The sequence below is a fragment of the Nostoc sp. MS1 genome, from assembly GCF_019976755.1.
Classification (GTDB): domain Bacteria; phylum Cyanobacteriota; class Cyanobacteriia; order Cyanobacteriales; family Nostocaceae; genus Trichormus.
This window is the reverse complement of the sequence record NZ_AP023441.1, coordinates 4471372-4497637: the sequence shown is the minus strand read 5'-3', so window position 1 is coordinate 4497637 and position 26266 is coordinate 4471372. Positions and strand designations below refer to the sequence as shown.

Annotated in this window: 22 protein-coding genes; 14 read left to right on the top strand and 8 right to left on the bottom strand. The window is 40.3% G+C overall.

All coding sequences use genetic code 11. The annotated features are described in order from the left end of the window. Positions 1 to 20: 20 nt before the first annotated feature. From NSMS1_RS19485 to NSMS1_RS19470, 4 genes are all read right to left on the bottom strand, one after another. Positions 21 to 464 carry an SRPBCC family protein gene (locus NSMS1_RS19485; protein ID WP_224095282.1) on the bottom strand — a complete coding sequence of 148 codons (444 nt, stop codon included), beginning with the start codon at positions 462 to 464 and terminating at the stop codon, positions 21 to 23. Between the two features lie 212 nt (positions 465 to 676). Next, positions 677 to 889, bottom strand: coding sequence for a hypothetical protein (locus NSMS1_RS19480; RefSeq protein WP_224086421.1), 213 nt, complete (start codon positions 887 to 889; stop codon positions 677 to 679). 90 nt (positions 890 to 979) lie between these two features. Continuing rightward, positions 980 to 1219: a hypothetical protein gene (locus tag NSMS1_RS19475; RefSeq protein WP_224086420.1), complete on the bottom strand. Its 240-nt coding sequence runs from the start codon at positions 1217 to 1219 to the stop codon at positions 980 to 982. Positions 1220 to 1407: 188 nt separating this feature from the next. Then, positions 1408 to 1794, bottom strand: coding sequence for a hypothetical protein (locus NSMS1_RS19470; RefSeq protein WP_224086419.1), 387 nt, complete (start codon positions 1792 to 1794; stop codon positions 1408 to 1410). Positions 1795 to 2165: 371 nt separating this feature from the next. Here NSMS1_RS19470 and NSMS1_RS19465 point away from each other — a divergent pair, with 371 nt between their 5' ends. The 3 genes from NSMS1_RS19465 to glgA all read left to right on the top strand — a co-directional run bounded on the left by NSMS1_RS19465 (position 2166) and on the right by glgA (position 9413). Beyond that, positions 2166 to 5795 (top strand): NB-ARC domain-containing protein, encoded by a 3630-nt coding sequence (locus tag NSMS1_RS19465; protein ID WP_224086418.1) that lies wholly within the window; start codon positions 2166 to 2168, stop codon positions 5793 to 5795. Positions 5796 to 6005: 210 nt separating this feature from the next. Continuing rightward, positions 6006 to 7778, top strand: a complete 1773-nt coding sequence (locus NSMS1_RS19460) for a B12-binding domain-containing radical SAM protein (RefSeq protein WP_224086417.1) — start codon at positions 6006 to 6008, stop codon at positions 7776 to 7778. A 156-nt stretch (positions 7779 to 7934) separates the two neighbouring features. Further along, positions 7935 to 9413: a glycogen synthase GlgA gene (gene glgA / locus NSMS1_RS19455; RefSeq protein WP_224086416.1), complete on the top strand. Its 1479-nt coding sequence runs from the start codon at positions 7935 to 7937 to the stop codon at positions 9411 to 9413. A gap of 46 nt (positions 9414 to 9459) precedes the next feature. Here glgA and NSMS1_RS19450 read toward each other — a convergent pair whose 3' ends face one another. Then, positions 9460 to 10875, bottom strand: coding sequence for an isochorismate synthase MenF (locus NSMS1_RS19450; protein ID WP_224086415.1), 1416 nt, complete (start codon positions 10873 to 10875; stop codon positions 9460 to 9462). A gap of 302 nt (positions 10876 to 11177) precedes the next feature. Between NSMS1_RS19450 and menA the strand changes: the two genes are divergently transcribed. The 4 genes from menA (at position 11178) to NSMS1_RS19430 (ending at position 15301) form a co-directional block, all read left to right on the top strand. Continuing rightward, positions 11178 to 12083, top strand: coding sequence for a 2-carboxy-1,4-naphthoquinone phytyltransferase (menA, locus tag NSMS1_RS19445; protein ID WP_224086414.1), 906 nt, complete (start codon positions 11178 to 11180; stop codon positions 12081 to 12083). Between the two features lie 125 nt (positions 12084 to 12208). After that, positions 12209 to 13210: an o-succinylbenzoate synthase gene (locus tag NSMS1_RS19440; RefSeq protein ID WP_224086413.1), complete on the top strand. Its 1002-nt coding sequence runs from the start codon at positions 12209 to 12211 to the stop codon at positions 13208 to 13210. A gap of 58 nt (positions 13211 to 13268) precedes the next feature. Beyond that, on the top strand, positions 13269 to 14675 hold the full coding sequence (locus NSMS1_RS19435) for a 2-succinylbenzoate--CoA ligase (protein ID WP_224086412.1): 1407 nt from the start codon (positions 13269 to 13271) through the stop codon (positions 14673 to 14675). Positions 14676 to 14827: 152 nt separating this feature from the next. Further along, complete coding sequence (locus tag NSMS1_RS19430) at positions 14828 to 15301, top strand: CRR6 family NdhI maturation factor (RefSeq protein WP_224095281.1); 474 nt, start codon at positions 14828 to 14830, stop codon at positions 15299 to 15301. Between the two features lie 70 nt (positions 15302 to 15371). On the opposite strand, the gene NSMS1_RS19425 is transcribed toward NSMS1_RS19430, so the two are convergent. After that, the gene (locus tag NSMS1_RS19425) at positions 15372 to 16331 is read right to left on the bottom strand and encodes a glycosyltransferase family 9 protein (protein WP_224086411.1); all 960 of its coding nucleotides are present in this window, start codon (positions 16329 to 16331) and stop codon (positions 15372 to 15374) included. A 153-nt stretch (positions 16332 to 16484) separates the two neighbouring features. Between NSMS1_RS19425 and ispD the strand changes: the two genes are divergently transcribed. The 3 genes from ispD (at position 16485) to NSMS1_RS19410 (ending at position 18344) form a co-directional block, all read left to right on the top strand. Continuing rightward, positions 16485 to 17165, top strand: coding sequence for a 2-C-methyl-D-erythritol 4-phosphate cytidylyltransferase (gene ispD / locus NSMS1_RS19420; RefSeq protein ID WP_224086410.1), 681 nt, complete (start codon positions 16485 to 16487; stop codon positions 17163 to 17165). A 165-nt stretch (positions 17166 to 17330) separates the two neighbouring features. After that, on the top strand, positions 17331 to 17873 hold the full coding sequence (gene scpB, locus NSMS1_RS19415) for an SMC-Scp complex subunit ScpB (RefSeq protein ID WP_224086409.1): 543 nt from the start codon (positions 17331 to 17333) through the stop codon (positions 17871 to 17873). 126 nt (positions 17874 to 17999) lie between these two features. Further along, on the top strand, positions 18000 to 18344 hold the full coding sequence (locus NSMS1_RS19410; RefSeq protein WP_224086408.1) for a DUF760 domain-containing protein: 345 nt from the start codon (positions 18000 to 18002) through the stop codon (positions 18342 to 18344). A 256-nt stretch (positions 18345 to 18600) separates the two neighbouring features. Here the strand turns inward: NSMS1_RS19410 and NSMS1_RS19405 are convergent, their stop codons facing one another. Further along, a complete protein-coding gene (locus tag NSMS1_RS19405; RefSeq protein ID WP_224086407.1) occupies positions 18601 to 19806 on the bottom strand; it encodes an HhoA/HhoB/HtrA family serine endopeptidase in 1206 nt (401 codons plus the stop codon). A 223-nt stretch (positions 19807 to 20029) separates the two neighbouring features. On the opposite strand from NSMS1_RS19405, the gene NSMS1_RS19400 reads away from it, so the two are divergent. After that, positions 20030 to 20917 (top strand): LysM peptidoglycan-binding domain-containing M23 family metallopeptidase, encoded by an 888-nt coding sequence (locus NSMS1_RS19400; RefSeq protein ID WP_224086406.1) that lies wholly within the window; start codon positions 20030 to 20032, stop codon positions 20915 to 20917. A gap of 52 nt (positions 20918 to 20969) precedes the next feature. After that, positions 20970 to 22118, top strand: a complete 1149-nt coding sequence (locus tag NSMS1_RS19395; RefSeq protein ID WP_224086405.1) for a tetratricopeptide repeat protein — start codon at positions 20970 to 20972, stop codon at positions 22116 to 22118. Here the strand turns inward: NSMS1_RS19395 and NSMS1_RS19390 are convergent. Next, positions 22110 to 23153: an isochorismatase gene (locus NSMS1_RS19390; RefSeq protein WP_224086404.1), complete on the bottom strand. Its 1044-nt coding sequence runs from the start codon at positions 23151 to 23153 to the stop codon at positions 22110 to 22112. The two genes, NSMS1_RS19395 and NSMS1_RS19390, sit on opposite strands and share 9 nt — an antisense overlap. Positions 23154 to 23509: 356 nt before the next feature. Here NSMS1_RS19390 and ispG point away from each other — a divergent pair, with 356 nt between their 5' ends. After that, the gene (gene ispG, locus NSMS1_RS19385; protein ID WP_224086403.1) at positions 23510 to 24736 is read left to right on the top strand and encodes a (E)-4-hydroxy-3-methylbut-2-enyl-diphosphate synthase; all 1227 of its coding nucleotides are present in this window, start codon (positions 23510 to 23512) and stop codon (positions 24734 to 24736) included. A gap of 236 nt (positions 24737 to 24972) precedes the next feature. Next, the gene (gene ctpC / locus NSMS1_RS19380) at positions 24973 to 26259 is read left to right on the top strand and encodes a carboxyl-terminal processing protease CtpC (protein WP_224086402.1); all 1287 of its coding nucleotides are present in this window, start codon (positions 24973 to 24975) and stop codon (positions 26257 to 26259) included. Positions 26260 to 26266 lie beyond the last annotated feature (7 nt).

Sequence of the window (26266 nt, the reverse complement as noted above, 5' to 3'; positions counted from 1 at the left end):
AACTGTCAACTGTCAACTAATTATTGACTCTCTTCCGCTACCCTTTTTAGTCGTCTGAGTTGTGTTTCCATGTCTTGTTTTGTCCAGGTGGCGGCGAAGGTGTTGAAGCCCCAGCTAACTATGGGATTAGGGATGTCAAATTCAAAGCGATTGAGTAGCAGCGTTCCCTTTTGTTGGGGTTGACATTCCCAGCGATCGCGTCCTTGGAAAAATCCTTTAAATTCCCATACTACTAACCCTGGTTGGCGTTCTACTACAACGCTGTTAAGGGTTGGTTGCATTATGGGAATTTGGATGATGAAGCGGCTTTTACTACCAATATCTGTACTCCATCTTTCTCCTACTGGTTCGCAGCGTAGTACGGGATTTAACCAACGGTGCATTAGGGTTAAATCGGTAAGACAGCGTTCTACCGCGCTGGCTGTGGCGTTAATTTCAATTGATTGTTCTAATACCTGGGACATGGGTAATTCGTAGTTCGTAATAGTCTGTGACATCGCGTAGCGTCTCGTAGAGAAGGCTTGCGCCTACGTAATTAAGGTATATAGCAAAGGTCTTGGTATATTTGTTGAGTGTGCATTACTTTACCCGATGGGGTGAAACAAGACGGCTTTTACTTATATCCTTAATTTGCTGCTTTACCACTTAGATTAACCTAATGTGAGTTTGGCTAATTTTATTTTAGGTCTGTGTCTGTATCTTCGTGGTTATGAGACGGTTTAGATTGGTTGTGAGATTTAAGTGAGCCAAAGCTGTAAGCCATAGCTATTTTTACGATGTCGAAGTACGCTTGGTGGTTTTCTTTGTTGATGATCGCTAGAGAAATTGACCCTGCAACTAAGATAATTAATACGGGTGAGAGTGTGTCATTTTTGAAGTTGTTTGTCATGCTTATACCTCCTAGTATTGTGAAGCCTTTGGCTGGGGAAAGTGAGCCAAAGGCGGTAAGTTCAAATTCATGTGGAATCGAGGGGCAAAATCAACTCCAAGATTCAAATATCATGGCGATCGCAAATAAGCAAAATAGCGTAATCGCCATCCGCGCAATCCACAGCCATACATCTGGGGATTGCAGTAGCGCCAGTATGAGGATGACTTTAAAGGTATGTGAGATAACGAAGGCGATCGCTAAACCAACCAGCATGAGTAGGAAGTATTTCAGCCCTTTTCCAGCCCAAATTAAGAGGGGATTTTTGTTGTTGTCGAAATTAGATTTCATTTCTTTTCCTCCCGAGAAAACATATTTACGCAAAAAGCCGGTCAGTGTAAAATTACACCCCCGGCTTGTAAACTTCTCATTTATCGAAAGCCAAATGTATCGAAAGTTATGGTTATTTAGTTGTAATCGTCATCTCACATAGTTACCTATCTTCTCTACCCAAAAGCAGCTATGGAGGGCTTATCTAATTAACTTTTTTTGTTCGCCAACCTCCACGCTATGCACATTTCTATAATTTTGTTGTATGTCTTGTTGATTTCCTCTACTTCTTGTTGAGTCAAACCGTAGCGGTGATTAATATATCCACCCAGTTCTACGATAGTTTCGTAATTAGCCTGTTTGCTACGAGTAACAAACTCTCCATGTCTAGTAGCTGATAAAATTTCCATCAACCGGAAATTCATGTGAGAAAACACAGGCGGTAACTCAACTGTCTTGTATGGTAGATAGAGTTTTTGATTTCCTCCGTTCTCTAGCTTATTTGTGGGTAAGGCTTTACAGGGTTTATCTTCTATCTTCAATTGTATGGTGATAGATTTAGTACCCTTGATGAAGTCTGAGAAGAATTGATCCATATGTAGATGCTCCGTGAGGTTGACTGTTGATATTTATATGTACCGCCTATCTCACATATCTATATTTAGGTATAAGATAAAGATGGGAAAAGCGCAAGTATTTATCAGCATTTTCTTTGGCACTTTTGTGAATCAGCTATATATAATGCAGATTTACTACGTGTTAATACATGGATAAAGTATAAAAATAGCTTCAAATACAGGGAATGAACTTTGACAAAAATTAGTTATGTGAAACTTAGCTAAAATTAACCATTATATTTATGTATTTCTTGCGAAACATGTATAAATACCCTTTTCCAAATCACTTGACAGTGCTATAAAGGTTATCTCACATAGCTATAAATATCTTACGTGGAGTTAAGAATGAAATGATGAGCGCTGATATGTTCCAGCCTCCAGATGATTTCATTACCGACGTAGCAAATAAATATGGTGTAACGCCAACAGAATTAGATGCTTTAATTTTGGCGTTACATAATCATTCTGGTGCAGAGATTGCCGATAAGCTGAGAATTTCTCAACCTGCTGTGAGAAAAAGATTAGGTGAAAGCTACCGCAAATTGGGTATCACAGGTACTTATAATAAGAAAATTTATGAACTAAGGCAGAAATTGTCTCAGCAATATTATGCTGTTCCTAAAAATTACCCATCTCATCAAGATTGGGGGGAAGCTGTTGATGTAGAGGGATTTCGGGGAAGGGAAGAAGAACTTTTAAATGTAGAAGAATGGATAACTGGTAATAACCCTTGTCGGTTAGTCACCTTGTTAGGTATGGGGGGAATTGGTAAGACTGTTTTAGCAGCGATGGTGGCAAAAAAGGTACAGCCAAAATTTGATTATTTAATTTGGCGATCGCTGCGTAATGCTCCACAGTTAGAGGATATTCTCACACAGATTTTGCGATTTTTACCAAATGATAATGAAGATTATTTACCAGATGGCGAAAATAACAAAATACTCCGGCTGATAGAAATTTTAAAAAAGCACAGATGCCTCATCATTTTAGATAATGTGGAATCAATTCTACGTAGTGGTGAAGGTAAAACTCAAGAATGGGCTGGTGAGTATCAACTAGAATATAAAAATTACGGTTACTTATTTAAAAAAGTAGCAGAAGCCGCCCATGATAGTTGTTTAATATTAACTAGCCGAGAAAAACCGAAAGAAGTTGCAGCTTTAGAAGGTAAAAATTTACCTGTCAAGGTGTTACAGCTTTCTAGTTTGCATTTAACTGCAGCTAGAGAAATACTATCAGATAAGGGTTGTAATTGCACTGATGCCGAGTTAAAAAAATTAGTAGATAGGTATTCAGGCAATCCTTTGGCTTTAAAGATTGTTGCCACTACCCTTTATGATTTGTTTAATAATAAAGTTCAAGATTTTTTAAGTCAGATCGACCAAGAAAGTGCTGTTTATGGTGACATTCGCATTTTATTAGAACAACAATTTAATCGTTTGTCTGAACTAGAAAAACAAGTAATGTACTGGCTAGCAATTAATCGGGACTTTATTTATTTTCATCAACTTAGGGAAGATTTAACATCAACAGAATCGGCAATTAAAATTTTAGAAGTTTTAGAGTCTTTATTAAGGCGTTCTCTAATAGAGAAGAAAGCAGATGCCAGCAAATTTGGCTTGCAATCTGTGGTAATGGAATATGTCAATGAACAGATAATAGAACAAGCGTCAGAGGAAATCGGTGAGAATAATAAAATTGACCAGAATAATAAACTTGATTTTATCAATACCTATCCTTTGATGAAAGCGCGATCTCGTGATGAAATCCGCCAAACACAAGAAAGGTTGATTTTAGAACCAGTCAAGCAAAAGTTACTGAATATTTTTGGCACTCAACTAGAAACTCATCTAGTACAAATTCTCAAGGGTTTACAAAAAGACCCTCTTTCCAAAAAGGGTTATGCTGCTGGAAATTTAATTAATCTTTTACGTCAACTACAGATTAATCATTTTCCCCACGATACTTCAGTTGATTTAAGTCGCCGTGATTTTTCTGGTTTAACTATTTGGCAAGCTTATTTTCAAGATGTCAAGCTACGGAAAACTATCTTTGCCTATTCTGACCTGAGTAGTTCTCTATTTAAAGAAACCATGTCTAGTGTAGTATCAGTCAGATTCAGCCCTGATGGTCGATACTTCGCTACTGGTTTGATGAATGGGGAAATTCGCCTGTGGCAAACTGCTGATAATAAACAACTACGTATATATAAAGGTCATACAGCTTGGGTGTGGGCATTTGCCTTCAGTCCAGATAATAAAATCTTAGCTAGTGGTAGCGCAGATTACACAATCAGACTTTGGGATGTGGAAACAGGAGAGTGTTTAGAAACTCTCAAAGGTCACACCAATAAAGTTTATTCAGTCGCCTTCAGTCCCGACGGCAAAATTTTAGCGAGTGCTGGTGAAGACAAAACCATTAAGTTGTGGGATATGACAACAAGAACTTGTCAAAACACCCTTGTTGGTCATGATGACTGGGTGTGGTCAGTCACCTTCCGACCATTTACAGCTGATGATAAATCTTTACTACTCGTTAGTAGTGGCGCTGATAGTCTGATCAAACTGTGGGATATATCGACTGGTAAATGTTGGAATTTACAAGGTCACACTCAAGAAGTTTATTCCGTCCACTTTAGCGCTGATGGAAAAACTCTAGCTAGTAGTAGCGAAGACAGCACTATTAAACTTTGGGATGTGAAAACGGGTAAATGTCAGCAAACTTTATTAGGACATAGCAAAAATATTTATTCTGTCCGCTTTAGTCCAGATGGGAAAACCTTGGCTAGTTGTGGCGAAGATAGAACAATTAGGCTTTGGGATACTGCACAGGGTGAATGCCTCCACATCCTCAAAGGACATACTAGTCAAGTTTGGGCGATCGCATTTAGTCCTGACGGACTTACACTAGTTAGCTGTAGTGATGACCAAACAGCTAGGCTTTGGGATGTAGCCACAGGTAAACCCTTGAACATCCTCCAAGGTTATACCCGTGGTGTCTATTCAGTCGCCTTTAGTCCAGATAGCCGCATTCTCGCTAGTGGTCGAGATGACCACACTATTGTCTTATGGGACTTAAGTACAAAAGCTGACAACTCTTACTCTGTGCGCGGCCATCAAGGACGTATTCGTTCTGTAGCCTTTCATCCTGATGGGCAAATACTCGCCAGTGGTAGCGCGGATAATACTATCAAGCTGTGGTATGTGACAGACATTCGTCGTCATAAACTTATCCGCACCCTGCCAGGACATAGTAATTGGGTGTGGACGGTAGTATTTAGCCCTGATAAAAACACCCTTGCCAGCAGTAGCGAAGACCGCACTATCCGCTTGTGGGACATTACTACAGGTGAATGTCTCCGAAAATTTAAAGGACATAGCCATTGGGTGTGGACAGTTGCTTTTAGTCCAGATGGGCGTACCCTAGCTAGTGGTAGTGCGGAAAGTGAAATTAGGATTTGGGATGTTGCTAGTGGTGAATGTCTACAAATCTTGACAGACCATCAGGGCATGATTTGGTCAGTAGCATTTAGTCCAGATGGGCAGTATTTGGCTAGTGGTAGCGAAGACAAAACCATTAAGTTATGGAATCTTAAGACATTTACCTGTGTCCATACCCTAACAGAACATAAGCAACAGGTTCACTCAGTCGCCTTTAGTCCTGATGGGCAGTTTTTAGCCAGTGGTAGCGCCGATACTACTGTGAAATTGTGGGAAGTCAGCACAGGTGAATGTATTGATACCCTCCAGCATCGACATACAGCCGCCATCCGCACTGTTGCATTTAGTTCTGATGGCAAATTACTTGCTAGTGGTAGTGAGGATGAAATGGTTCAACTGTGGGATATGCAAAATCGTAGCCTATTGCGATCGCTAAAATCCCCTCGCTTATATGAAGATATGGACATCACTGATATCAGAGGTATCACCGATGCTGAGAAAGCCTCATTAAAAATGTTGGGTGCAGTAGAAAAAACTTAAGTAGTACCGAAACTATCTCCTCGTTCTATATCAAAACGGGGAGATAACTTTTTTATACATAAATCAATAGATTAAGACTTTTAAATAGTTCTATAGATATATGAGTATGAGGGAATATTTATGGTTATTTATTCAATGTGCAATTTTTATCATTCATTTAAGACAGAAGTGCATCACCACCTATAAAAATTATTAAGGTAGGTGTAACCAGTGGTTTTAAATTTATCTTATCAACAAAACAAATTTATTCAATTATTTGGCTTTGTGCAAAGTATGGTAGATACGCAAAAACTTTTTTCACTACCATTAACATTAAAACAAGCTTTGACAAACCATTATTATTTTATCAAAATAATTCTCATTGGAGAATATATTAAACATAGAACTTTTAACGGAGCAAATAAGGCTTTACCTGTATTAGCTTCTAGTTTAGTGAACGCCGGATTCAATCAAGTTGTGCAACTAGACTTAGAACGTGATGATTTGTCTATTAATGATGTTCTGCTGGAAGTTCAAAATGCTGATTTAATTATTTTCGCAGGTTGTCTAACCACCCAGTGGCAGGAAATTGATGCACATAGTAAGAAAATATTCGCCACATTGATGGAATATGGTAGACAAAATGTACCAATTTTAGTAGGTGGTTATGCTACCAAAAGCGTTGAAGATATAGCTAGTATTACCCCTTGGATAACAGCATTTTGCGACGGTGAGGGTGAAAATTCAATTGTAGAAATTGCCCATGCAGTTGCCAAAGGGAATTTTCATAGAAATATGAAACAATTGCCTGGATTATGTTTTACCCAAATAAACCAAGGATTTTACTGTGCTAATACTGATAATAACAAACTTGCTAATTTCTATCGCTCTACCGCATCTAGAGTTACTAATTTTGATGAAATAGACCAGAACTTTGGGTTAAGACATATTCCTAAAGTCCATAATATGGACATTTTTAAAACTAAAGATGGTAGACAATTAAAAACAGCACAGATGTTTACCCAAAGGGGTTGTCCTTGGGGTTGTGGTTTCTGTAATAAAAGCCAGGAAAATAATCACGTTGTCAGATTAAGTGAAACTTCATTCCGTCGGCAACTCCGACAATTAAAACAGCGTGGATATGAAGCAATATACCTTGATGTTGATACTTTTACAGCCCACCCAACAGCAGCTAAAAAAGAGGCGGAAATTCTTCAGCAAGAGGGTTTTGTTTGGGGTTCCAATACCAGAATAGACAAGATTGATTATGAACAGATGTGCTATCTAGTCAAGCATAAATGTGTGTATATGTTTTTTGGGGTTGAACATACCTTACCAGAAGTTTCATTAGCCAATCATAAATTTAATGGCTCTATTCAAAGTCAAATTAAACAAGCATTGGATTATCCAGCGAAAATTAAACAAGTATTTCAAGATATGAATAAAGCTGGATTACCCAGTAGTTATTTTTTAATTTTAGGGCTACCAAAAGCCAAGTTAAATACTGATAAAACTGAAATCATAGGCTACGAACCCACAACATTAGCAGATGATTTAAGTGCAATTCGCTTTGGTTTAGAAGAATGTAACCCTGATTTTCTCAACTTTAATATTCTACGATTTATGCCTGGGAGTTTTGCAGCCGATACACCAGGTAATTGCAGTTATACTTGTGTGCGTCCTTCAGGAGAAAAACCAATCACGGCTGGTTATTTTTTAGAACGTGCTGTCAAACACTATGGTTATTCCCAGTCGCCAACACATGGTGTATATCGGTTGTGTGAGTCTGTAGGTAGGTATCAGCCTATAACCACAGCGATAAATCCTCAACGGGTTTACGATACGATTTGCTACGCTATGCAGCTAATTAACGCCAAAATCGACGCAGGCGGTAAAGCCACTAAGTTATTTATTGATAGAGATTTACTAGCTTTAGGTTTGGTTAGTCAGGATGAACAGGGGAGATACGCGATCGCACCCTTAGAAGATTTTGCCAAAATTTAACTCCAGAAAGTCACGAAATCCTGAATAGATATTCCCTAAATCAAGGTTTTAAGTCAAAATCTGGCGTAACATTCCCTAAGTCACTTGTCAATGAGTACATATTTCATGTACCCATTAATATAGTAAACATAAACTTTTGTGAAGCGAGGACTACAGATGTACATTGTACAGATTGCCTCGGAATGCGCCCCAGTAATCAAGGCAGGGGGTTTAGGGGATGTCGTTTACGGGCTAAGTAGGGAGTTAGAGATTCGGGGTAACTGCGTCGAGCTAATTTTACCCAAGTATGATTGTATGCGCTACGACCATATTTGGGGGCTACATGAGGCTTACTTAAACCTTTGGGTTCCCTGGTTTGGTGCAGCAATTCATTGTTCTGTGTACTGCGGCTGGGTTCATGGACGGGTGTGTTTCTTCATCGAACCCCATTCTGAAGACAATTTCTTTAATCGTGGCTGCTATTACGGTTGTGATGACGACGATATGCGCTTTGCCTTCTTTAGCAAAGCCGCTTTAGAATTTCTCCACCAAAGCAATAAGCGTCCTGAAATTATCCATTGTCATGACTGGCAAACAGGTTTAGTTCCTGTAATGCTGTATGAGATTTATAAATATCATGGCATGGATACGCAACGGGTTTGCTACACCATCCACAACTTTAAGCATCAGGGAATTGGTGGTGCTAAAACTCTCTGGGCGACAGGCTTAAATAGAGAGGATTATTACTTCCAAGACGATAAACTCAAGGATAACTTTAACCCCTTCGCTATCAACTACATGAAAGGGGGAATTGTTTACGCCAATGCGGTGACGACAGTTTCACCTAACCACGCCTTAGAAGCCCAGTATACAGATGTGGGCAGTGGTTTAGGTCATACGCTGTATCTGCACAAAGACAAATTTAAAGGGGTTCTCAACGGTATCGATTACGATTTCTGGAATCCAGAAGTTGATCGTTACATTCCCCACAACTACAGTCAAGAAGATTTTGAACAAAAACAATATAACAAAAAAGCTTTACGCGAGCGTTTATCACTTCAAGCTTCTGATAAACCAATCATTGCTTATATCGGACGTTTAGATGCTCAAAAAGGTGTTCACCTTGTCCATCATGCCATTTATCATGCTTTGAATAAAGGCGCACAATTCGTATTACTTGGTTCCGCCACAGAAGCCGGAATTAATGCTCATTTCCACCATGAAAAAGGATTTTTACATACCAACCGAGATGTGCATTTAGAACTGGGATTTAATGAAGAATTATCCCATCTAATTTATGCCGGGGCAGATATGATTGTTGTTCCCAGCAATTATGAACCCTGCGGTTTAACCCAAATGATTGGTTTGAAATACGGTACTGTTCCCATTGTGCGCGGTGTTGGTGGGCTGGTAAATACAGTATTTGATAGAGATTATGATGAGAATCTCCCGCCAGAAAAACGCAATGGTTACGTATTCTATCAATCTGATAAACCCGCTTTAGAATCTGCTATGAATCGGGCAATTGATTTATGGTACAAATCTCCTGAAGATTTCCAAAAATTGGCGATTCAAGGGATGAACTATGACTATTCATGGAATCATCCAGGTGCAGAATATCTAGAGATTTACGACTGGATTAAATACAAGTGGTAGAGTTTCCTCTGTGTCTCTGTGTTTTTTTACCACAGAGACACAGAGTTTAAATTAATGCTTTGAGTAAGGCTTGAAGTTTAAGTTGCACTTCCGCAAATTCTCGCTCAGGATCGGAACCGGCGACTATACCTGCGCCTGCGTAAAGTCTAGCGCGATCGCCATCTATTAGTGCTGAACGAATCCCGACAATAAACTCACAGTTACCTTGAGAATCTATCCAACCCAGAGGCGCAGCATATAAGCCTCTCTCAAATGGCTCATAGCGGCGAATTTCTTCACAGGCAACATCCCTGGCTGCACCTGCTACGGCTGGTGTTGGGTGCAGTTGGGCGACAATTTTTAACGGGTGGACATTAGCGGGTACGATCGCGTTAATTGGTGTCCACAAATGCTGAATATTAGATAATTGTCGCAGACGCGGTGGTAATACCTGGGGTAACAACCCTAGTTGGGTGAGGCGTTGAGTAATGAAGTCCATTACTAACAAATGTTCGTGCCTTTCCTTTTCGCTGTTGAGTAAGCGATTTGCATTAGCTGCATCTTCAGCCGGGGTTTTTCCTCGCGGCGCGGAACCAGCTAAAGCATCAGTAATTAACTGTTGATTATGAATGGTAATTAATCTTTCTGGACTAGCACCAATAAAGTTTTGCCCTTTACCATTGCTGGTAGAGAATACATAACAGTTAGGATGAATTTTTCGGAGATTATTTAATGATTGAAATAAGTTAAAGTGCTGATTAGATTTCACATCTAAAATATCTGCCAACACTACCTTACTTAATTCATTAGTCTCAATTTTCTTTAATGCTGATGCTACTGAGCTTTTATATCGTTGTCCATTCGCAACAAATTTTTTACTCAGGTTAGCAGGTAAATAATCAACATTTGAAGAATATGGTTCTAAAGAATTGATAAACTCTATTTTGTTACGTAAATTTTGTAATAATATCTGAATGTTAACACTAGAGTTAATGACTGTATTCATCACTAATGTACAGCACTGATTCTTTACAGATATTTGCCAACGTGGTAAAAAAACAGTAGCAGAAGGAAAGGGGTATTCTATCTGAGTGTTTTCTGAAAAAAAACTAAAGTAACAAAAAAAATGCGGCCCCGCAAAAGCTTGATTAGTGCTGCCAAAACTAATGATATTTTTTAAATTTGTCTTAATAAAATACTCGGCTTTAAGGAAGCGTTCTTGTCCATTTATTTGTAACTTTGTGACTGCATCAATGCCAGCGATCGCTTCCCCTTTACCTCTGTTCTCAAAGTAAAAATTTATTGCATTTTCTTGCGCTAATTTATCTAATACAGCTAGAGGATCAACCCAGTCAATTTCTAGGGAGATACTCACAATCTGCCTACAATCATTTTTTAGGCAATTTTCTTGAACATTTAACAAAAATTTATATATATCTTTGTATTCAACAAAGGAGTTACGACGACATGGTGAAACTGTCATGGATCTAAAAATAGTAAATTTTTTTTAAGTTATCTTCCAAAGTGTAATTAATCATGGTCGTATTTCTACAGGTAACATATTCAGTCACCATTTCACCAGAGTATGGTTTCCCTTGTTGGCGGTGTTCCTGAACGCTCATAAACCATAGCTAGTTGTGTGCAGTCAGCAGAGAGTGTAAAAATATTTATTAGGAGGTTTACTATTGAAACAGCATGAAAAACCACATTTATGTTAAACCGAAATCGTTAAGATTTGATTGAAGTATTGTATTTAATTGCCATTTTAAATCTTTACCAAGACCAATGACTACAAAGCAAATTTCCCGTCCCAAAAGTAAGTTATGGATGGCGGCAATTAAGCCGCCTATGTATAGTGTTGCCATCATGCCCATTTGGGTAGGAAGTGCAGTAGCTTTTACAGATAAAAAAGTATTTAATTTAACAATATTTGCTACTTTTATAGCCGCCGCAATCTTAATTCTGGCTTGGGAAAATATCAGTAATGATGTATTCGATTCCGAAACAGGAATTGATATAAATAAGCATCATTCTCTGGTGAATTTAACAGGTAAGAAGACCTTAGTATTTTGGTTAGGAAATTTGTGTTTAATTTCTGGCTTACTGGGAATTGTAGCGATCGCCATTTGGCAAAAAGACCCGACAGTCATCGGTATAATTTTGCTGTGTTGTGCTTTGGGCTATATGTACCAAGGCCCTCCCTTTCGTCTAGGATATCAGGGTTTAGGGGAAATCCTCTGCTTCTTTGCTTTCGGGCCTTTAGCAGTATCCGCAGGCTATTACAGCCAAACCCCAACTTGGTCAATATCGAGTTTAGCAGCCTCAGTAATTGTCGGTATTGTCACCAGCCTAATTTTATTTTGCTCACACTTCCACCAAGTTAAAGATGATATTGCCGCCGGCAAGCGATCGCCCATTGTCCGTTTAGGTACAGCTAATGGTGCAAAAGTCCTCATTTGGTTCACAGCCAGCATTTATCCCTTCACCCTACTGTTTGTGCTGTTGGGATTTTTCCCCGTATGGACATTGTTGAGTTGGCTGAGTCTACCCTACGCCTTCAAGCTATGTCGCCACGTTCATCAAAACCACAACCAACCAGAAAAAGTTAGCAACTGTAAATTCATCGCCGTAGCCGTGCATTTCTGGGCTTGCTTGTTGTTGGGTTTGGGGTTTGTAATTGCGGGAGTGTGAGAGTGCTAAGTGGGGAGTTGGGAGTTGGGAGTTGGGAGTGGGGGGAGATGAGGAAGCAGGGGAGAATAACTGATAACTGTCAACTGTCAACTGTCAATTTTCAATTGTCAGCTGTCAACTAACCTATGGCTTATCAGTTTGAATTTCGCCCCATAGCTAGAAAATTTTTGCGATCGCTAGTTACTAGTCATGGTATTTGGGAAGTACGCGAGGCAATTATTCTTCGTCTTACAGATACAAACGGTAACGTTAGTTGGGGAGAAATTGCACCTATTAGCTGGTTTGGTTCTGAGACTTTAGAACAGGCGTTGGATTTCTGTCACCAACTACCCCAAGAAATCACCCAAGAAATCATTTACTCAATTCCCGATAGTTTACCAGCTTGTCAATTTGGCTTTGAATCAGCGATAGAAAATTCAAAATTCAAAATTCAAAATTCAAAATTAAATAATTTCTCCTCATCTCCCACCCTGCGGGAAGCTAAAGCTACATCTTCCCCACCTCCCCACCTCACCTATAGCGCTTTACTCCCCGCAGGAGAAGCAGCACTAGATCAATGGCATAGCTTATGGAACGAGGGATATCGCACGTTTAAATGGAAAATTGGCGTGGGTGAGATAGCCCAAGAATTGAAGATTTTTGAATTATTGATCCAAAGTTTACCTACAACAGCGAAACTGCGGCTAGATGCAAATGGTGGACTTGGTTATCACCAAGCTCACACATGGCTACAGGCTTGTGATAATTTACCCATAAAAATCGAATTTATCGAACAGCCATTGTCAGTGGATAAATTTTCTCAAATGTTGGTATTGAGTGAAGCTTATAGCACTGCGATCGCTTTAGATGAATCTGTGGCTACCCTCAAGCAACTTGCTGATTGTTATGAGAAAGGTTGGCGGGATGTATTTGTGATCAAACCAGCCATTATTGGTTCACCCTCACGCCTGCGACAGTTTTGTCAACAGCATGAAATTGATGCGGTATTCTCATCTGTATTTGAAACTGCGATCGCCAGACAAGCAGCCTTAAAACTAGCAGCAGAATTATCTCGTTACAAAAGGGCAGTTGGTTTTGGCGTTAATCACTTTTTCGCAGAAGAATGTGAAAATAACGTCTTATTCTAACAATCACAATAACTATTTTAATAATTACGAATTACGAATTACTAACTATTCTAGATTTATGAAACAACCTTTAGCCTATCTTAACCACCAAAATTATGATGATTGGCTGATTGGTTATGACAGCCGTGAACTTCATCAACTAGCCACACAACTATATAAAGAACTTACACAATTATCAGCAAGGAATACATCACCAAAAATTATCATATCTGAAAATCAACCTATTAGATTTCTAGCAAGTTTTATTGCTGCCTGTGCTGCTAACTGCCATATTTTTCTCTGTAATCCAGACTGGGGTGAACAAGAATGGCATCAAGTATTTAATTTAGTACAACCAGATATTATTTGGGGACAAATCAATTCAAAATATAGAAATCTCACCTCATATCTTTCTGTTCCCCTCCTGGGAGGGGTTAGGGGTGAGTTACTCCCCACTTTCCACTCTCCATCAATCATGATTCCCACAGGTGGTTCATCAGGACAAATTAAATTTGCTATCCACACATGGGAAACACTAATAGCTTCTGTGCAAGGATTTAAAGAATATTTTCAACTTGCGCAAGTTAACTCATTTTGTGTTTTACCGCTATACCATGTGAGTGGCTTAATGCAGTTTATGCGTTCTTTTACCACAGATGGTAAATTAGCTATTTTACCTTTCAAAGCATTAGAAAAATATCAAATATACCAAATTGAACCTACAGATTTTTTTATATCTTTAGTACCAACACAACTACAAAGGCTACTAGAAAACGCCGAATTAACTGCATGGTTATCTAAATTTAAAACTGTGCTTTTAGGTGGTGCGCCTGCTTGGAAAGAATTATTAGAAAAAGCCAAATACTACAATATTAGATTAGCGCCTACCTACGGCATGACAGAAACCGCCTCTCAAGTAGCTACTCTTAAACCAGATGATTTTTTAAATGGTAAAATTAACAGTGGTCAAATACTGCCTCATGCTCAAGTAAAAATTTGTAATCAACATGGGATAATTTTACCAGCCAATCAAATAGGTAATGTTACAATTCAGGCTCAATCTTTATCACTTGGTTATTATCCAAATATTGAAGAAAAGAATTATTTACAGGTAGATGATATAGGTTTTTTAGATGAGCAAGGTTATCTAAATATTGTTGGTAGAAACAGCGATAAAATAATTACAGGTGGAGAAAATATTTATCCTATAGAAATAGAATCAGTGATACGCGCTACACAAATGGTTGTTGATGTTTGTGTACTTGGCATACCTGATAAACAATGGGGACAAGCATTAACAGCAATTTATATTCCCAAGGATAACAACACATCTGCTGATGAAATCAAAACTATCCTCTCTCATCAACTCAGTAGATTTAAAATACCTAAACATTGGATTTCCATAGATAACTTACCACGTAATGCCCAAGGTAAAGTTAATCGTCAGGAATTACAACAGATAGCTGCTTTGAAGTTGGGGAAATGAGGAAGCAGAGGAGCGGAGGAGAAAATAATTACTCAGCACTACTCAAAAATTTTTCTTATTCCCCACTAATAAAACGTAGCGTCAGTAGCAGAAAGCTGATAATGTTGATTGTCAAGCATACTACTGAGCATAAAAAAGTAGCTGATGAGTCCATGACAATTACGATCGCAATCAATACTGACGCTGTTAATACCCTTGATTTATCACCAGCCCATACGGTGATTAAGCCACTGCTGCTAGATGGAACCATCGCTTCCCACGAACAGCAGTTAAATTTTGCTATTGACTATCCCCTAGAACCTGGCGATCCCCGTGAATTGCCAGAAATTCCCGAATTAAGGCTGTGGTTTATCCGCTTAGATGCTAAATATCCTTGGTTGCCATTTTTACTAGACTGGAAAGCAGGCGAATTGGGACGTTACGCCGCCATGCTTGTACCGCATCAATTCAGCGCCAAGGAGGGCATTCAGTACAACCCCGAAGCATTAGAAATCTTTTTGATGCACAAAATCTTTATTTTAAGCGATTGGTTAAAACAACAAGATATACCCTGGCAATCACGCCTTAAATCTATGGCACAAATGCTAGGTTACGAATTAGATGATGCGTTTTTTGAAATGTTTTAGATAGGGAGAAATGAGTGCTGAGTAGAGAATTTTTATCTCCTTTGTCTCCCTCATCTCCCCTATCTCCCCCTTAACCTCCCCAAACTTTCTCTAACACAGTCTTGGGTGCAATATCAGCTACCCTACCTGTAGGAGATTTAATTCCTAAAAATTTATCGCTGTTTGGTAGCAATTTTGTAGGTTCTGTTGAGCCTAACAATGCAATGGTATAGGTTTGTACTGCCACACTTAAATGTAGTGGCGCACTATCGGTAGTCAGCATTAAGTTAGCTCCTGCAATTATCGCCGTTAGTTTACCGACATTATCAGGAGATATAACCTTAATTTCTAACGAAGAATCTCGCAGCGATCGCACAAATTGCTCATCATCAGGGCCTTGTATCACCACTACAGGTAAATCTGGCTGCTTTTGGCGAAAATCTTGTATGATTTCTTGCCATTTTCCCACAGGGTAAACTGTATCCAAAGTCTTAGACTGAGATGTCCAGCTAGAGCCGCCATGAATCAGAACGTAACCTGTATCATTAAGTCCCAGGCGCTTTTGCTCGTTGTTTGCCCATTCAATATCAGGTTTCGGCACATTTACCGCTAACTCCGGCGTAGGGGTTGTGATGTCGATTGGTTTAAGTAAATCGTGGTAAACTGTCGCCCCATACTGAGAAGATTTCGGTAGTACAGTTTTGGTAAGGAATGACGCACCTTTGCCTTGGTAGCCGATACGTGTGGGAATACCCGTCAACCAGAGCATTAAACCCACTAACCAGCTTTGTGCAGCAACGATCGCCACATCATACTCGCGATCGCGCATCGTGCCGACCAGATTTCCCCAATCGGCTAGGCTGTTTCGGTCTTTGTAATCGAAGGTCAGTATATCATTGACTGACTTACTCACCCGGTAGGCAGCCTTTGACCGGGGTTCCACAACAACATCCAACTGCGCTTTTGGGTAATAGCGCTTCAGATCGTCTAGAGTCGGAAAAAACAGAATTTGATCGCCAATTCCGCCAGGTACAAGGGCTACTACTCGCATAATATTTATTGACGCTTATCGCTCCTTATTTTAGGGGAATACGGGAAATTCAAAATTCACAATTCAAAACTTAGTCATTTTCAATCCATAATTTTGAATTGGAGGATAGCTAAGGTTTCCTGTATTCATTCCCTAGTTTGACATTAAAACACAGTGTATTTACTCATCCCCGCCGCCGGAGTTGGCAAAAGAATGGGGAGCGATCGCAATAAACTTTTACTGAAAGTGCGATCGCAAACCATTCTCGCTTGGACTCTCCTATCTGCACAAGCAGCCGACGAAATCACCTGGATTGGCATTATCTCTCAACCCATTGATTGGCCAGATTTTAAATCTATTCTCGCTAATTTACGCCTCACTAAGCCAGTTGAATTGATTATTGGCGGTTCCACTAGACAAGAATCTGTTTACAACGGCTTACAGGCGCTACCAGCCACCGCAGAGCAAGTTTTAATTCACGATGGCGCTAGATGTTTGGTAACACCAAATTTACTCAACTCCTGCGCCCAAGCCATTCGTCAATGTTCTGGTTTAATTGCGGCTGTCCCGGTAAAAGACACGATTAAAGTTGTGGAAGAAAGTGGCATAATTCAAAGTACACCAGACCGACGCAATCTTTGGGCAGCACAAACCCCCCAAGGATTTAACGTTGAATTGCTCAAACAATGCCACGCTGAAGGTGTTCGCCAAAGTTGGGAAGTGACAGACGATGCTGCTTTATTTGAGAAGTGCGGTATCGAAGTGCGAATTGTGGAAGGTGAGGAAACAAATTTAAAAATTACCACTCCTCAAGATTTGGCGATCGCTGAATTTATCCTTAGCAGTAGAAAGTAGGGACAAAAATTATCTACTTGACTTATCTTAATTAAACGTGTATAATCCCACACATTTATTAAGTATCCTTTATCCAATCTCATGGGAAATTCAAGAGGGAAATTCAAAATTTCAAGTTTGAATTTTGTAGCTTTAGCTTCCCGCAGGGTATTTTGAATTTGAATTATGACCATAGCCACAGCGACTAAGATAGAAGCAATTCTCTATTTGAAGGGTAAACCCTTATCAGCCGGGGAAATTGCCGAGTATGCCGCCTGCGATCGCGCTACCGTTGAAGAAGGCATCATCGAACTAATGGACAGCTATGCCCGGCGAGATAGCGCCTTGGAAGTTGTAGAAACCCCCGATGGTTACAGCCTGCAACTGCGCACAGACTTCCAAGATTTAGTGCAAACGCTGATTCCCGTAGAATTAGGACTAGGAGCATTGCGGACACTAGCTGCGATCGCCCTCAACAGCCCCATCCTGCAAAGCGATTTAATTAACCTGCGAGGTTCTGGTGTATATCAACACGTTCCCGAACTAGTCGAACTCGGCTTCGTCCGCAAACGCCGCGATAATGAATCTCGTTCCTATTCACTACAAGTAACACCAAAATTTCATCAATACTTCCAAATAGAACAACTTCCCCAACTCCTCGACAGTGAACAAAAAGAACAGCAACTAGAACTAGACCTAGCCGTAGGGGCAGTGAACAGTGAACAGTGAACAGTGGAAATAATTTTGATAACTGTCAACTGTCAATTGTCAATTGTCAACTGTCAACCGACTCAAGCACTACCCTTGTACTATGGTTTAAAGTAGAATTAGCAACTAAGCTAAAAAAAATTGCCAATGGTGTTTGATCCTGACTTCTTAAACGACAATTCCGAAGAACACCCTAACCAACTTCTTTCTGATAACTTTGGGGAAAACCCAAATCAGTTACTTAATTATCTACAACATCAGTCTCCAGAAGTTCTAGCCCGCGTCGCTCAGTCTGTCAGCCCGGAAATTAAACAGATTATTTCCCAAAACGTCCAAGGGTTAGTGGGAATGCTCCCCGCCGAGAATTTCAATGTCCAAATTACCACAGACAAAGAAAACCTAGCGGGTCTATTAGCATCAGCAATGATGACTGGTTACTTCCTACGCCAAATGGAACAAAGAATGCAGCTAGACCATTTATCCAACGGTTAATAGTCAACAGTCAATAGTCCATAGTCCATAGTTGACATTAGCCCATTAACTACGGGCTAATGTCAACTGTCAAACAATTTTAGATTTTGGATTGACGATTTTGGATTGACTGCACCCACAAGGCGATGCAGCTTGGAGATTTTGGATTGACGAAGCAGCGCGATTTGTTCTGCCCACTAGGGGCAGGGCTTGAACCAAAAATAATCCAAAATTTAAAATCTAAAATCTAAAATTAGTACGGTCAACTGTCAACTGACTACCGTTTCGGATAAACCCCCGACTGCACCTTCAAACTGATAATTTTGCCACTGCGGTTAACCTCAACGGCAAGAATATCTCCAACTGTGCTGGCTTCTACTAATTTTTGCACCTGGGCTGAGGTTTTAACAGTTTTACCATTAATTTTCTGAATCACATCACCAGGGAGCAGCCCTGCTTTTTTGGCTGGGGAATCATCCAGGACACTTTTAATGACAACGCCAGTGTCTTGTTGAATATTTAACTGATTTTCAGTATTGATTTGCTGCTTTTTGGTGGGAGATAAGTCCGTCATCTCAATACCCAAAAAGGGATGTTCCACACGCCCCTTAGTAAAAAGCTCATTAGCAACACGGGCGGCTGTTTCAATGGGAATAGCAAAACCAAGCCCTTGAGCATCAGCACGAATAGCCGTATTAATGCCAATTACTTCCCCTTGAGCATTTAATAAAGGCCCACCAGAGTTACCAGGATTAATTGCGGCATCAGTTTGAATAAAGCTAACTCGTTTATCAGGCACACCAACTTGGGCGCTGGTGCGGTCTGTAGCGCTGATAATACCGATAGTTACAGTATTATCTAAACCTAGAGGATTGCCAATAGCGATCGCCCACTGTCCCGGAATCAAATTTTGAGAATTACCCAACTTCACCGTAGGTAAATTTTCTCCAGGAATTTTCACCACAGCCACATCTGTAACAGTATCAACCCCTACAACCTTCCCCTCATAAGTCCGACCATCCTTGAGAGTTACTTGTACAGTATCTGTATCAGCTACTACATGGGCATTAGTTAACAATTGCCCGTTGGCGCTTAAAATAAATCCTGAACCTGTACCCCGTTCGATTCGTTCTTGAGGAAGTGGTTCTTCATCTTCACCAAAAAAACGCCGCAAAAGAGGATTTTTTAACGCCTCAGAAATAGGATTGGCGACTCTACGGGTGGCATTAATCCGCACCACAGCCGGCCCAACTTTTTGTACCGCACTAGCAATAAAATTTACATTATCTCCCCCAGCATTCGCCACAGAACCAGTTACAGGATTAGGCGCAACAGATTCTGAGGGCAAAGCCGTCGTAACATTTCTCAGTTGTTGGAACGAGCGATTTTGAGGAAGTAGATAGCGACTGCCTAACAAACCTGCACTACCTCCAACTACAAGTAGAGACAGATAAACGGCCAGTTGCTTTAGGGATAAATTCATAATGACTACACTCAAGGACAGCAATGCAGTTGCTAATTTCTAAGTGTAGTCAAGCAATCTGCAACTGGACAGGTAAATTTAACAATAGTCATTAGTTATTGGTCATTAGTCATTAGTCATTAGTCAACAGTCCATAGTTACTCTCCCTCATCTCCCCCATCTCCTCACCATTCCCCAATTCCCAAACTAAAATCTAGAATTAAGGTTTTCAGAACTTGTAAACATGACAGTTTCCTACCGTCTGCTTTTACTCTGTAGTTTAGTCAGCACTATTGGACTGACCACCATCCTGCCCAAATTGAACAGAGTTAATGCTGCTGAGGCGGTTTGTCCGGTTTCGGCTTTATCTCGATTCAAGCGCCATAAAGTAGTTCGTGGTGATACGTTGGTCACAATAGCTCAACGCTACAACCTCAGCCCGGAAACGCTGATTGGGATGAACCCATCTCTCCACGATGGTTCTTCCCCGACTGTCGGCAGTGAACTACAAATTCCTCCCTACAATGGGGTTGTAGTGGAAGTACCTCAAGGTCAAACTTGGCGACAAGTAGCGACAAAATTTAAGGTTCGTCCTGATACTTTATTTGAAGTTAACGGCTGTCAAAGCAACCCCAGAATAGTCTTTGTGCCTGGGGTTAATTGGTCGCCTAACGGTTCCTTTACTCAGTCTCCTAGACCTTCTACTGCAACTGCTGCTGTTAGGTTAGCTGGCTATCCTTTTTCTCAAGCTGCGGAAATAGGGTTGCCTTATGGCTGGCAAATTAACCCAAATACAGGTGAAGTATTCTTCCACAGTGGGGTGGACTTGTTAGCAGCTGTGGGAACGCCTGTTGTAGCGATCGCATCTGGTAAGGTAGTTTTTGCTAAGGAACAGGGTACTTACGGTAATTTGGTCATTATCAACCACGATGGCGGGCTACAAAGCCGCTACGCCCATCTTGACAGCATAAATGTTAAAGTCGGTCAGCTAGTCAAGAAAGGTCAAGTTTTGGGGACTGTTGGCACTACTGGACAACCAACAAGCAAACAACCCCATCTCCATTTTGAAGTGCGTACTAGTTCATCTTTAGGATGGGTGGCAGAAAATCCTAAAGATTATTTGAAACCATAACAAAGTTAGGCGATCGCTTAAATAATGAGACAGGGGATAGTTAAAAAATTTTATGAGCCAAAGCATCAATTCAGAAGTTGAATTTTTATTTAATCAGGGGTTACAGCATACCCAAACTGGAGAATACGAACAAGCGATCGCCTGCTTTAATCAAGTTTTAGAAATACAACCAGATTCCTCAGATGCTTGGACTGAGCGCGGCTGGAATTTCTTTTTGTTAGACAATGCGGAAGCCACAGCCGCCGCACTTACTAGCTTTGACAATGCTTTAAAAATTGAACCTAATAATTTCTCAGCTTGGCATCGTTTGGGACAAGTTCAGTTAGAACGTTTCAGTGATTATGATGGGTCTTTGTTGAGTTTTCAACAAGCCTTAAATATCAAACCTGATGATTACGATGTTTGGTGGGATAGAAGCTTTGCCTTATATCAATTAGGTCACTATGAGGAAGCCCTTGCCAGCTACAATAAAACTTTAGAAATTGACCCTAATAGTTGTGCAGTATGGCATGAACGAAGTGGCATGTTATTTGAGATGGGTTGTTATGATGAAGCTCTAGCAAGTTATGAAAAGTTGCTAGAAATTAACCCTGAAGATTATATCAGTTGGCGTGAACGCGGCAAGGTATTAGAAAGTTTAACCTGTTATTCTGAAGCAATTACTAGTTATGAAAAAGCATTGGAACTTAAACCAGATGCCTGTGAAATTTGGTCATATAAAGGGGAAGCTTTAGAGCAAATAGGCAATATAACAGCAGCGATCGCCAGTCACGAAAATGCCCTTAAGTGTAACAATAAAGGTGAAGTTGCTTGGTACGAATGGGCTAGGGTATTAATTCATTTTGGTCGAATAGAAGAAGCTCTTAACTCTTGCGAACAAGCAATTACACTTTTAGATGACAAATTCGCTGCATGGCAAAACCGCAGCATTATTTTACATGAATTAGCTCTTTATGAGGAAGCGATCGCTAGTTACAACCAAGCTTTAGAAGTCAACCCTAATGACGCTGATACATTTTATAATATAGCCTGCTGTTATGCCTTACAAGGTCATGTAGAGTCGGCTATAAAAAACTTACAACAAGCTATAAATTTTGGTGATGCTACCTTCATTGCCGCAGCCGAAAATGACCCTGACTTTGATATAATACGTCATACAGATGAGTTTCAAGCTTTGATGCAGATAGAAGTCTTAGATTAGCCAATTTTCAATCAATTCAGTAGATTTAACAATGTGCATTCCTGCTGCTTGAAATCTAGTAAACGCTTCATTGGCTTGTTGTGTGTAATCTACAACCCCCGGCACAACAACAGGCGAAGTACAATCTTCTAGTAGATAGACTTTTTGGGCAAGTGCAGCATCTACCTGTTTAATTTCTGTTAGTAAATCATCAATTGTCCAGGCTACACAATGACTTTTAGCTTGACCACCAATAATTACAGTATCATATTCTAAAAGTTGCTGAATCAACTGATGATTTTTATGAGCTAAAGGATTGTTATCAAAACTAACCAAGACTTCTGGACGCAGAATAGAATAATTTTCTGTAAAAGGATTATCACCTTTAATTTCAAATTGAGTTTGACTTTGACGGGCAATACAATGGAAAAATATTGCTTCTTCAACTGAAGCAACTAAAGCATGACCAATACCACCCAACATTGAGTGATAAGGCCAAATAATTAAAGGATATTTACCATCTTGACTAAGTTGCTTGACATAATGATAAGCGTGTTTTTCTAATAATTCATAATTGCCACCAGTCAAACTATTCGCTACATCTGGATTAACTTTCCAAATCCGTTTTTCTACATCTGCTAGACTAATACTAGTAGCTGATGGTGTGGGATGTTCACCTAAATGATTCACCCAAAATATTGGATGAAAAATCTGCATGGTAGTGTGAGTATCGAGCGTAGGAATAATTTTAGTAATCGTGTTTAAATTACGATAAATAAACTCACATATTCGGCGGTTATCATCTACTGCACCATTACCCGATTGACCACCAACAAATAATTCAAATCCAGGGATGCAGAAAGTGTTCTGCACATCTATTAACAATAGACAAATGCGCTTTTGATCAAAAGCGGCTGGTGGAACATTATGTTCTTTTGCCCATGCTTCTGCTTCGGCTGCTCGTTCTTGATAAGGTACGCGCCAGACTTCGCCGACTTTGGCAGGGTTAAAGTAAGGCGGTATAGTAGATGATTGCACCGTTATTTGATTGCTCATATTACATCTATATGATTAGTACAGGCATCGGCTAGCCTAATTTCCGCTCTAATGTAACCAACGAAGTGGGCGATCGCCCACTTCGCCTATAGATTAACAAAATATATCGAAATATTTATTGCCTTCACTCAATCAGTACCATTGAGTTCTTGTTTATATAAATTACAACTTAGAGGCAAATTTATTGAATAATTGTGGAGTAAGGAATCAACAAAAGCACCATAGTTGAGCTTGTTAACCTTGCTTCATCTTATTTTTTTCATCATATCGTTCAAAAAAGCCCTGACTGTGGCAATCTGAAAAACAGACACTTTTAAATTTCATACTTTAACGACAGCAAATTCACTTATAAGGTTATGCAAACCCTGCCGAATCCTTCAACCTCGACTAACACAACAAGTCAGCCCACCTTTGACACCAAAATCAAACGCCGTAAAACCCGTCCAGTCAAAGTAGGAAATGTCACCATCGGCGGTGGCTATCCTGTAGTGGTGCAATCGATGATCAACGAAGACACCCTAGATATTGATGGTTCTGTAGCGGCTATTCGACGTTTACACGAAGTTGGCTGTGAAATCGTCCGAGTGACAGTACCTAGTATCGCTCATGCGGTAGCCTTGGGAGAAATTAAACAAAAACTCATCAAGACTTACCAAGATGTACCGATTGTTGCTGACGTGCATCACAACGGCATGAAAATTGCATTAGAAGTTGCCAAGCACATAGAAAAAGTACGGATTAATCCGGGTTTATACGTATTTGAAAAACCAAACCCTAATAGAACCGAATATACTCAAGCCGAATTTGAAGAAATTGGCGAAAAAATCCGCGAAACTCTAGCACCATTGGTAATTTCCTTACGCGACCAAGGTAAAGCGATGCGTATTGGTGTCAATCACGGTTCCCTAGCTGAGAGAATGTTATTTACCTACGGCGATACTCCAGAAGGAATGGTAGAGTCCGCCTTAGAATTTATTCGCATCTGTGAATCTCTAGACTTCCGTAATATCGTCATCTCCATGAAAGCCTCACGAGTTCCCGTAATGGTAGCCGCCTATCGCCTCATGGCCAAACGTATGGATGATTTAGGCATGGACTACCCCTTACACTTGGGAGTCACAGAAGCAGGCGATGGCGAATATGGCAGAATTAAATCCACAGCCGGTATTGCCACATTATTAGCAGATGGTATTGGGGATACCATCCGAGTTTCCTTAACAGAAGCACCAGAAAAAGAAATCCCGGTCTGTTACAGCATTCTGCAAGCTTTAGGTTTGCGGAAAACAATGGTGGAATACGTAGCTTGTCCTTCCTGTGGACGCACCTTATTTAACTTAGAGGAAGTATTACACAAAGTCCGAGAGGCCACCAAGCACCTCACTGGATTAGATATTGCCGTTATGGGTTGTATTGTTAATGGCCCTGGAGAAATGGCTGATGCTGACTATGGTTACGTAGGCAAAACCCCAGGCTTCATCTCTTTATACCGTGGCAGAGAAGAAATCAAAAAAGTCCCAGAAGACAAAGGCGTAGAAGAGTTGATTGACTTAATTAAGGCAGACGGCCGTTGGGTAGACCCTTAGAGAAAGCAGGAGGCATAAGTAAATTATTATCTCCCTCATCTCCCCCTACTCCCCTTACTATCTTCTCTCCCCCCCACTCCCCTTAATAAACTTTCTGTAAACAACAATCAGCTACCTCACCGGATTCTGAGGTATTTTGATGAAGTTAGGACTACATACTCGGTCTTTACAGTTTACCCTGTGTTAGATTGAGCATACCGACTATAAATTTTTTCCTCTGACGCAACTGTCATTATATGGTGATTACAAAAAGTAGGCTTGTTTTGGGTGCTACGGCAGTAACACTCTCTACGATCGCAGTTACTAGCCTTGGCATTCACTCTCGCGGTCAAGCTTTATTTAAAGCAAGTCCCAAGGAATTAGTAGATGAAGTTTGGCAAATCGTTCAGCGCCAATACGTAGACGGTACTTTTAACCAAGTGGATTGGCAGGCTGTTCGTAAGGAATACTTGAATAAGTCCTACAGTAATCAGCAGGAAGCTTATAAGTCCATACGGGAAATGCTGAAGAAGCTAAATGATCCGTATACCCGGTTTATGGACCCAGAGGAATTTAAGAATATGCAGGTGGATACCTCTGGAGAACTTACAGGTATCGGTATCACCATTAGCCAAGATGAAAAAACTAAGCAATTAGTCGTAATTGCCCCCATTGAAGATACACCAGCTTTTAAAGCCGGAATATTAGCTAAGGATGTCATCCTCCAAATTGATGGCAAAAGCACCAAAGGGATGGATACTAACCAAGCAGTATCTTTAATCCGAGGTGCAGCTGGCTCACAAGTAACCTTGACAATTCAGCGCAACAATCAAGAAAAACAGTTTAAAATTACACGGGCGCGGATTGAAATTCATCCGGTTCGTTATTCTGAGAAGCAAACTCCTGTTGGCAAACTTGGCTACATTCGTCTCAACCAGTTCAGCGCTAATGCTAGCAAAGAGATGCAGGATGCCATCAGCAATTTAGAAAAGAAACAAGTAGCTGGTTATGTCCTCGATTTACGTGGTAATCCTGGTGGCTTACTTTTCTCCAGCGTAGAGATTGCCCGTATGTGGATCGATAAAGGTACAATCGTTTCCACTGTTGACCGTCAAGGCGTGCGAGAACGTGAAGTAGCAAATGGACGTGCCTTGACCGAAAAGCCGTTAGTAATTTTGGTAGATAAAGGTTCAGCCAGTGCAAGTGAAATTCTTTCCGGCGCACTCCAGGATAACAAGCGTGCTGTTATTGTGGGTACTCAAACCTTTGGTAAGGGTTTGGTGCAATCAGTCCGTCCTCTAGATGATGGTTCAGGCTTGGCTGTAACAATCGCTAAATACCTCACACCCAACGATAGAGATATTAACAAGCATGGCATCGATCCAGATGTGAAAGTGGAATTAACTGATGCCCAACGCCAACAACTATGGCTGCGCGATCGCGACAAACTCGGTACACTAGAGGATCAGCAATTTGCTAAAGCAGTAGAGGTCTTGGGTAAACAGATTGCTGCTAAGGGTACACCAACGGCTGAGAAAAAGTAGGTCAATC